This window comes from Microcoleus sp. F10-B2, from assembly GCF_036704965.1.
Taxonomy (GTDB): Bacteria; Cyanobacteriota; Cyanobacteriia; order Cyanobacteriales; family Microcoleaceae; genus Microcoleus.
Genome location: NZ_JAUBTB010000158.1, coordinates 1 through 9,492, shown reverse-complemented (window position 1 = coordinate 9,492; position 9,492 = coordinate 1). Strand labels below are relative to the sequence as shown.

The following is a 9,492-nucleotide window of genomic DNA, read 5'->3' as shown; positions in this document are numbered from 1 at the left end:
TGAAGGTACTTAAAAGCCTCAAAACTCCTGACATCTGAAAACAGGCTTTTATACCAGTGGCAATATTCATCCACAAATTTTACTGTTGGTGTGGCCCTACGAGGCTGTACCATACTCTGTGTCTTGGTTCTAGACTTTTTACCTTATTATACTACTGCCAGAGTGACAAAACAGGGTTAATTAAACAGGGCTGCGTTCAACACGACGGTATGCTCAATCCGATCGCACGCTCAGAACCTGAAAAGTTAGAATCACCAGATGTGTATAGCGTGAACGAGGTCGCACCTTAGTGCCGGGAAGAGAAACCGCCCTACTGGACGCAGGTACTTACGAGGAAGGACATGATAGAGCGCGGGTTTAGCGCTCACAAGTTAGATAATATGCCCTACAACACCGCCGTGAGCGATGGCTATGACAAACTGTGGTGGAAGGAAGCGATCGACAAAGGGAATGAGAGTTTACGCCCCCTAGGTTCTAAGGCGAAGACGGTGTGGTGTCGCTAGAAATTTGCTAGATGAGTTTGCTTGTAAGTGAGTATCAAGTAAAGGGACACTGAATCAAGCAAACAGGTCGCAACAAGGGTTAAAATCCTTCCAAAAAGGTCATTTTGCTAGAGTCTTGATAGAAATCACCCAGCTAAAGGCTGAAAGTATTGATAAACGGTAGGTACATGATAGTTGTAGAAAACGTATCAAAACAGTTTGGCAGTTTCCAAGCACTCGATCGAGTCAACTTAAAAATTGAATCCGGTTCCCTAGTTGCATTGCTGGGCCCGTCTGGTTCCGGCAAGTCTACACTGCTGCGGCTGATTGCCGGTTTAGAAATGCCCGACTCCGGCAAAATCTGGCTGACAGGACAAGATGCGACCAATACTAGCGTCCAAGACCGCAAAATTGGGTTCGTGTTTCAGCACTACGCGCTATTCAAGCACATGACAGTGCGAAAAAACATCGCTTTCGGCATGGAAATTCAGAAAACACCGCAGGCGAAAGTCAAATCGCGGGTAGAACAATTGTTGAATTTAGTGCAATTGGGAGGATTGGGCGATAGATACCCGTCGCAACTTTCAGGAGGCCAGCGACAGCGGGTGGCCCTCGCCAGAGCCCTGGCTGTGGAACCGAAAGTTTTACTGCTAGACGAACCTTTTGGAGCTCTCGATGCCAAAGTTCGCAAAGACTTGCGTGCTTGGTTGCGGCGACTGCACGACGAAGTACACGTTACCACAGTCTTTGTGACGCACGATCAAGAAGAAGCGATGGAAGTTGCCGATCGCATTACAGTAATGAATAAAGGTAAAATCGAACAAGTAGGCACACCCGCAGAAATTTACGACAATCCAGCGAGTGCTTTCGTAATGAGTTTTATCGGTCCAGTCAATGTATTGCCCAGCAGTTCAAGAATGTTTCAAGATAACGGCTTTGACTCAGCCAACCCAGAGATTTTCTTGCGCCCTCACGACGTAGTAATTGAAACTACAGAAAATAGTGCAACAGTGCCTGCAAGAATCAGTCGCTTGATTCATTTGGGATGGGAAATACAGGTAGAATTAACCTTAGATGACGGTCAAGTAGTAAACGCTAATTTGACTAGAGAAAGATTCGATAGCTTGAACTTGCAGCCCCAGCAAAGAGTGTTCGTAAAGCCGAAAGATGCCAAGTCCTTTCCACTTTTTTATTCCATCTAAAGACCAATTCTGAAAACTAAAGCTAAATTTAGATTGGATACGGCCTTTCAACCCACTTTCCGCACCCTCCACTGTCACAATCGGTTTTGGCGGAATTTTGTGAACCCAACTAATCATTTTTTATACACAGAAGTGGGAAATTGGACTTGCGCTCGCCAGTTCAATTTAGCCAAACTCCGAAAATTCGTAGTGTGACAGTTCAGGGTGCGGAATGTAGGTTTCAAAGGAGGTGGCGCGGTGCGGTGTCTCTACAAAAAAAATTCTAGGGACACGGCGCCGCGCCGTGTCCCTAATCTTTTATACTGACAACTTTCGGTTGACTGCTGCGCGCTGAGTTAGTTTTTGATTTTACCAACAGCCTTTTTGACTTGTTGCTCAAAGGATGTAGCGCTTGTGTTAGAAGGATTTTTCATTTTATCAATGTCAGCGTCTCCCTGAACTTCGTTAGGCCCTTTGCTCGCTTTTTCTTGAGTTTCTTCTAAAGACATTGGCTTTTTCAGTGCAGCTTCTTGAGATGCTTTTTCAATACCCAAAAGTTGGTCTTCACCTTTGGTGGGGCTGCTGGTAACGGCAAAAGCCGGGAAAGCATTAGAAACAAACATCAAGGCACAAAAACAAACAGCTATTAAAGTGCGAACTAAACGCTTGGCAGGGAAGTTAAAGCTGATAAAAGACATACAAAATTTCTCCGTTTTTAGAAGTTTTGATTCGGTAAGATTGTTGACAGGCTGAAGCTCACTCAAATTCTGCACAATCTTTAACTCAAGTTTGAGAAAAGCAACCGTTGCTTTCTTTCAAATTGAACTTATATAATATTTAGCTGAAAAAGTTGGTATTTGTAAATCCTTCTCAGGGAATATTTCTCGATGACTGGCGCGGGTCGCCCCAAGACATTGATGTAGAAGGCACTTGTGTAGAATCAAAAAAATTCTACCTAAGGGCCTTCGGGTGGGCCTCACATAGCGGTATCAATGTGACTGACGAGTTTTTTCGTGGGGTGGGGGCGGGTTGATTTAGCCTGTTTGCACTGTGAGAAGGCGCTTGAGTGAACCCGCAGAGCGGTTTGTGGAAAATGTTGCAAGATATGATATGTGCCCGACTATCCACTGACTAATGACTAATGACTAATGACTAATGGCTGCTGCTGTCGCACGGGAACTTGATATTTTGCTAGATAAGTCTTAATTTCACCGACGCTAAGTTGCCCGTAATGCAGCAGAGAAGCCAGGAGTGCGGCTTCTGCTTTGCCCTCAGTCACGGCCTGGTAGATGTGGTGACAGTTGCCGGCACCGCCGGAAGCAATGACGGGAATTTCGACTATTTCGGCGATGCTGCGGGTTAATTCCAAGTCGTAACCGGCTTGAGTGCCGTCAGAATCCATGCTGGTCACCAGAATTTCGCCGGCACCGCGCTGTTCGGCTTCTTTGGCCCAGGCGATGGCATCTTTGCCGGTATTTTCTCGCCCTCCGCGCACGTACACGTCCCAACCGGGCTGATCTGCGTCTTGCCGTTTGCGGGCGTCGATCGCGATTACAATGCACTGATTGCCAAATCGATCGCTGGCTTTGTCAATTAAACTCGGATCGCGCACCGCCGCCGAATTAATGCTGACCTTATCAGCCCCCGCCCTCAATAAACTTTTAATTGTGTCTAAGGATTGGATGCCGCCGCCCACCGTCAAAGGGATAAATACTCGATCGGCCGTGCGGTACACCACATCAATAATAATGTCCCGGTCTTCGTGAGTCGCGGTAATGTCCAGAAACACCAACTCGTCAGCGCCCGCATCGTTGTATACCTGAGCCATTTCTACCGGATCGCCAGCATCAGTCAGGTTAACAAAATTGACACCTTTGACCACGCGGCCGGCTTTGACATCCAGACAAGGCAAAATTCTTTTCGACAACATAAAATTCTCGTGTTTCTAATTTATTGACCGCCGCAGCGAGGAAAAGGCTTTGGGGAGCATCTCATATTTGTAAAAATACTTCTTTTGGCTCCTTCCTTCTTCCTGTTTCCTTCTGCCTCTTTCCTTCTGCCTCCTGCCTCCTGCCTCCTGCCTCCTGCCTCAAAACTCCAATTTCTAGCTTGGCTGCAAAACTGAGATGCTCCCAAGGCTTTGTTGATACCTTCAAAAACATGAAGTTAAGCAACAAATCTTAAAGATACCTTGTGTTTAACAACTCTCGGTCTGAGCCGGAGATCCATTTTCGAGTTTTTTGGGGCCCCATCAGCATCAATAAAACTTGGCTCTGGGTGCGCTAGGCGACATTAGGTAGAATATTGGGTAGATAGTTATATTTTCCGCAACAAGCAGCAAATTTAACTCCCCAGATACATCTTTGGGGTGAAAAATATGACAATTTCGCTTATGATCGAACCATAACTACCTTCGCTGGCGATCGAATTGTGGTTCGGCAATCCTTTATGGTTTGGTGCATCGACGATCGACTAAACAATTTTTAGATTTGAGAACAGCCGATTTGAGGTTTTTTAGCAGCAATCTCAGTTATAAGCCGCGCGGTAAAGTTAAAATTTAAAGTTTAAAACCTCAAATCGGTTGACTTGATGTCGTTTTTAGGGCTGTGGTGACTTTGCAAGCCAATCCACATTTGGTACTTCGTACAGAGAAAAGCGGCAATCGCTACTTGCCGCTCTCCGGCAGCAATTGCTGGACAGTAGGGCGGAGCGATGACAATAATTTTGTACTGACAGATCGCTGGATTTCCCGCAATCACGCGATGTTACAGCAAATGGAGACAGGAGAGTTCTATCTGATCGACTTGGGAAGCCGCAACGGGTCCTTTGTCAACGGGCGGCGCGTCAGTATTCCCGTCACTCTCAGAAATGGCGATCGGATTATTTTCGGTCAAACCGAATTGGACTTCTACAACCCAACCGCCGGCTACCGGCACGATCCCATACACGACACAGACTCTGAAGATTTTACGGCGACTTTGACCGTGCGCAGCCTGATTAGCGTCATGGTAATGGACATCCGAGACTTTACAGTTTTGACTAGGCAGCTAGACGAAACCCTCCTCTCGGAAGTCATCGGCAACTGGTTCCGCAAAGCAGGACAGATAATTCGCGAACACGGCAGTTGGGTGGACAAATACATCGGCGATGCGATCATGGCCGTCTGGTTCCATAAAACCAGCGGTGTCAGCAGCGAGGAAATGATGCGGATTTGCCAAGCTTTGAGCGAACTGCACAAGGCAACAGACGAACTCAGCAGCCGTTACCCCCTGCCTTTTCCTTTGCGAGTCGGGGCCGGAATCAATACTGGTTATGCAATGGTCGGAAATTCTGGCAGCAGCGACCGATCGGACTACACCGCCTTGGGAGATACTGTAAACGCAGCATTTCGCCTGGAGTCTTCGACTAAGCAAATCGGCAAGGATATTGCCGTGGGAGAAACAACCTACAAATACCTGACGGAATTGGGGGCCCAGGGCGCTTTCGAGCAGCACACCGTTGCTTTGAAGGGTTACGACACTCCCAGCGTGATTTACGGCGGTACTTATGGTGACTTGAACGCTTTTCTCAAAACCACAAGAAAGAGTTCTCAATAGCTAGACAATTCGGTGCGGGGCAAAAAATTAACCCTTAAAAATGGAAGTCCCTGTTTTTAATTGGGAGCGCCTTTGATAAACTTGCCTGCGATTCCTAGACTTCGACCAATATCATATATCGTCCTTGGTGTCAATATCTAAATGTAAAGTTTATAACAGCCCTCTAGCTGTTGCGGATTTATCTGCAAAACTGCATAAGCAAAATGGTAGTCTCTACATAAATGCTGTGTATGAAATTGGGAGACAAAACTTCATGAAACGATTGGGTCGTCTATTGGCAGTATTGGGCTTAGTGCTGGGCTGCTTTGCATGGGCTGGAAACCAAAGCGCGATCGCGGCGACCTTGAGCCGTATCGTCTTGCCATCATCCTCGCTCATAGCCGTTGAAGTAGCACCTAGAACCAATCGCGCCGATGACAAGCTTGCCACAGAATACGGCAAAAAACTTGATTTGAACAACAGCGCGGTTCGGGACTTTCGGGAATTTCGAGGGCTGTATCCCACTTTAGCTCGATTAATTATTAAGAATGCTCCTTACGAAAAAGTTGAGGACGTACTCAACATTTCAGACTTGACGGAAGCTCAAAAAAAGGTGCTGCAAGCTAACATGGACAAATTCACCGTAACTGAGGTCGAATCAGTCTTTATTGAAGGAGACAACAGGTTGAATAATGGTCTCTACGACTAGGTAGCAGCGGGCCTAATTTGAAGGCATTCGGCATTTGGCAGAAGGCACTCGGCATCAAGAAAAATTTTTTTTCTACAGGCTGATGACTTCTGCCTTTAATTTCTGGAGACTTACTTTCAACCACCGTGCGGCAAAAGCCGACCAAAATTCGCTAGATTGAAATAAGCGCGTTCCCCAGATTCATCTGTAGACTCAATTCTCAAACCTAAAATCTAAGGATCGTCAATGAAATAATTTCCCTTTTTTCTTGTGGGATGGGCGTCCCGCCCGTCCCCGATAGACGGGCGGGACGCCCATCCCACAACAGTCATGAAAAGTGGATTTTATTTAATTCTCATCCCTAAAATCCCTCCACGGACATTAGTTCAAGTCCCCAGATTCATCTAAAATCTAAAATCTAAAATCTAAAATCTAAAACCTAAAACCTAAAATCTAAAATCTAAAATCTAAAATCTAAAATCTAAAATCTAAAATAGACTGGCTGCAGACTTATGACTGACAAATTTGACGTATTGGTGATAGGTGCTGGCGCGGCCGGGTTGTACACCGCACTTTGCCTCCCAGAACATTTGCAGGTGGGCTTGATCAATAAAAATACCCTACCTGTTTCTGCAAGCGATTGGGCTCAAGGAGGGATTGCCGCGGCGATCGCCCCTGAAGATTCCGCAGCCCTGCACGTTCAGGATACACTCGCAGCAGGAGCCGGTCTTTGCGATTTGGAGGCGGTGAAATTTTTAGTCGGGGAAGCTGGTGCTTGCATTGACTCCCTGGTGAAAATGGGCGTTGCATTCGATCGCACCGGCCAAGATTTAGCCCTCACCCTAGAAGCCGCCCACTCCCGCCGCCGAGTTCTCCACGCCGCCGACACTACGGGCAAAGCCGTGATCGCTACGCTGACAGCCAAAGTATTGAGCCGCAAAAACATTGAACTCGTATCCCCTGCCTTTGCTTTGAGTCTGTGGCTAGACGAAACCGGGCGCTGTCAGGGGATTAGCTCGATTTGCGGCTCACAAGTCAAGTGGCTGCGGGCTAGCGCCGTAGTGCTGGCGACAGGCGGCGGCGGACAGGTTTTTGCTCACACGACCAACCCGTCGGTAAGTACCGGGGACGGGGTGGCAATTGCGTGGCGCGCCGGGGCGCTGCTGCGAGATTTAGAATTTGTGCAGTTTCACCCGACGGCCCTCAGCAAAGCGGGCGCGCCTCGGTTTCTCATTAGCGAAGCGGTGCGCGGAGAAGGAGCTCATTTGGTTGACAGTAAGGGATATCGCTTTGCTTTTGACTCTCACCCCAGCGGGGAACTCGCCCCTCGGGATGTTGTCAGCCGCGCTATTTTCCGCCACTTGCAGAAGACGGGGGAACCTCACGTTTGGCTGGATTTGCGGCCGATTGCGGTCGATCGACTGCGCTACAGGTTTCCGAATATTATTCAAGTGTGCGCTGATTGGGGAATTGATATTTTTTCCGAACCGGTGCCGGTGACGCCCGCCGCCCATTACTGGATGGGAGGGATTGTGACTGACAAGTTCAACCAAACTTCGATTCCGGGTTTGTACGCGGTGGGAGAAACTGCGAGCACGGGGGTACACGGCGCTAACCGGTTGGCGAGCAATTCGCTGCTGGAATGTCTGGTTTTTGGGGCGCAGATGGGACTTTTGCAGGTAGAAAGTGAAAGGCCCAAGGCACTCACAGATGAGTTAGATGCAGGGGAAATCTTAGAAAAATCGATTTGTCGGAAGGACATTGAGGCGATCGAACATTTGCGGGTCGAGTTGCCGAATTTAGTGTGGCAGAGTGCGGGAATTTGCCGGGGACAGCGGGACTTGGAAAGTGCGATCGTCCAAGTTGAGATTTGGCGGCAAGAATTTGCGTCTTTGCCTTTGAGTCAAACGCTGGATGATTTAGTGCCCGGACAAATTATTGATTTTTCCCCTGCTGGTGCGGAGAATAGCTCGATTTTGCGAAATTGGGGGGAACTGGCTAATTTATTGGATATCGGCTATTTAATTCTCAAAAGTGCTGCGTTTCGGACTGAAAGTCGCGGGGGTCACTACCGGGTGGACTATCCCCTCACAGATCCGGATTGGTGTACGCACACTTTAATTCGCCACTGCCATTGGTACAAATCTGCGGCTATATCTGGGCGAATAGAAGATTGAAAAGTTGGGGTCAGCGCGTCCCCGTACCCTCACTTTTGGGGCTCCCGTTCGGGGGCGGTTCGTATTGTTGGGGATTTGCCAAGCTAGAGGTTGGTGCAACTATCCAAACTCTGGGGGTCGATGGCGTCGGGCCCCGCAAGCTACGGTCTTTTGTTAAGTTGCTGTTTGAGTTGCGGGGCACTCCAGCCGCATTTGCAGTGCCGACTGTATTCACTTGCAAACAGGCAGCCAGGGTTGCCGTTGTTGTAAGCTGAATCAAAGTACGCATAGTATTCATAGTCTTCATCAAATCACCGCAGTAGATGCACATCCTTACGAGCTATTATATCTATCAATTTCCGTACTTCCACGGATATCTTTACATTTCCTTTAATTAACTTTCGTCAGTTTACATAAAATCTTTAAAATCAAGGCTTTTGGGCGTTTAATTTGGTTTTCTGTCTCAGGTTCTGATTTTTTCAAAAGGGAACCTTGAGAGGAGACGGCAACTTGCTGTAACAAGTTTCATGTTGGTGTAACTCTATCTAATGACAGATGACAGATGATACGCCGTAACCTTTAACATTTCAATTATTCGGACATTTTTTTGAACGGTTTCAAAAACCTTAAAGGGCTTAGGGTTTCACGAGCTATTTTTCAAAGTTAGCTGCACATCAGACACCTGAAAATACGGCAGATTCCACGTTTATGAAGTACACCCAGCTCTTCTATTGCCGTAGGGACACGGCACGGCGCCGTGTCCCTACCTCTGTTGTGTAGCTCACTAACCTGAAAAGTGCTGTAATATTCCACCCTGGGCAGGATCGGGGTTGGAGGTCTAAAACTTGCTCAAATTTTGTCCTAAGTAGTGAGATTTTAGATCAAAGAATTGAATAATTTGGAATTCTTTAGGAAGCTCGTGGTTGGGAGCTTACGCACAGTAGTATTATTTTTTTCTGGGATTAATTAGGGCTTGCTGAATAAGCGCCATCAGGTGGCGCAGCCTAAGTTTCGATCGCGCAAGGGCGAGACTCAGGTGCAAGGAAAACAGGTAAAATGGCAGAGAACCCTTGCATCACCCTTGACACTCGTGTACCGAAAAGTTGACCCAGATGGCACCCCACCAGAAAGCTTTAATTTTCCTCATGGTGAAAAATTAGCCTCAGACAACCGTTGGGTGATGATGGCCCAACTGATACCGTGGTCGGAATTTGAATCAGAATATGCTCAAAATTTTGCCTCATCTATGGGAGCACCAGCTAAATCTTTTCGGATGGCATTGGGGGCATTAATCATCAAAGATAAATTAGGGATCAGCGATCGCGAAACCGTCGAACAAATACGGGAAAACCCATACCTACAATACTTTATTGGTCTCTCATCTTACAGCAATGAAATCCCGTTTGATGC

At 47.4% G+C, this 9,492-nt stretch carries 10 protein-coding genes; 6 read left to right on the top strand and 4 right to left on the bottom strand.

Features of this window, described 5'->3' with window-relative positions; translation table 11 throughout:
- Positions 1–341 precede the first annotated feature (341 nt).
- Positions 342–503: a hypothetical protein gene (locus tag QUA99_RS31445; protein WP_333245053.1), complete on the top strand. Its 162-nt coding sequence runs from the start codon at positions 342–344 to the stop codon at positions 501–503.
- 167 nt (positions 504–670) lie between these two features.
- On the top strand, positions 671–1,684 hold the full coding sequence (locus QUA99_RS31440) for a sulfate/molybdate ABC transporter ATP-binding protein (protein WP_333245056.1): 1,014 nt from the start codon (positions 671–673) through the stop codon (positions 1,682–1,684).
- Positions 1,685–2,019: 335 nt separating this feature from the next.
- Here the strand turns inward: QUA99_RS31440 and QUA99_RS31435 are convergent, their stop codons facing one another.
- The 3 genes from QUA99_RS31435 to QUA99_RS31425 all read right to left on the bottom strand — a co-directional run bounded on the left by QUA99_RS31435 (position 2,020) and on the right by QUA99_RS31425 (position 3,819).
- Entirely contained in the window at positions 2,020–2,361 is a 342-nt protein-coding gene (locus QUA99_RS31435; RefSeq protein WP_333245059.1) for a low temperature-induced protein, read from the bottom strand.
- Between the two features lie 440 nt (positions 2,362–2,801).
- The gene (gene hisF, locus QUA99_RS31430) at positions 2,802–3,593 is read right to left on the bottom strand and encodes an imidazole glycerol phosphate synthase subunit HisF (RefSeq protein WP_333245061.1); all 792 of its coding nucleotides are present in this window, start codon (positions 3,591–3,593) and stop codon (positions 2,802–2,804) included.
- Between the two features lie 61 nt (positions 3,594–3,654).
- Positions 3,655–3,819 carry a hypothetical protein gene (locus tag QUA99_RS31425; RefSeq protein ID WP_333245063.1) on the bottom strand — a complete coding sequence of 55 codons (165 nt, stop codon included), beginning with the start codon at positions 3,817–3,819 and terminating at the stop codon, positions 3,655–3,657.
- Between the two features lie 450 nt (positions 3,820–4,269).
- Between QUA99_RS31425 and QUA99_RS31420 the strand changes: the two genes are divergently transcribed.
- From QUA99_RS31420 to nadB, 3 genes are all read left to right on the top strand, one after another.
- Positions 4,270–5,259: an adenylate/guanylate cyclase domain-containing protein gene (locus tag QUA99_RS31420; protein WP_333245066.1), complete on the top strand. Its 990-nt coding sequence runs from the start codon at positions 4,270–4,272 to the stop codon at positions 5,257–5,259.
- Between the two features lie 253 nt (positions 5,260–5,512).
- The gene (gene psbU / locus QUA99_RS31415; protein WP_333245069.1) at positions 5,513–5,947 is read left to right on the top strand and encodes a photosystem II complex extrinsic protein PsbU; all 435 of its coding nucleotides are present in this window, start codon (positions 5,513–5,515) and stop codon (positions 5,945–5,947) included.
- A gap of 491 nt (positions 5,948–6,438) precedes the next feature.
- Positions 6,439–8,103, top strand: a complete 1,665-nt coding sequence (nadB, locus tag QUA99_RS31410; protein ID WP_333245071.1) for an L-aspartate oxidase — start codon at positions 6,439–6,441, stop codon at positions 8,101–8,103.
- Positions 8,104–8,113: 10 nt separating this feature from the next.
- On the opposite strand, the gene QUA99_RS31405 is transcribed toward nadB, so the two are convergent.
- Entirely contained in the window at positions 8,114–8,380 is a 267-nt protein-coding gene (locus QUA99_RS31405; protein WP_333245074.1) for a hypothetical protein, read from the bottom strand.
- A 792-nt stretch (positions 8,381–9,172) separates the two neighbouring features.
- Here QUA99_RS31405 and QUA99_RS31400 point away from each other — a divergent pair.
- Positions 9,173–9,492 (top strand): transposase (locus QUA99_RS31400; protein ID WP_333245077.1); only part of this gene is annotated, 320 nt, incomplete at its 3' end.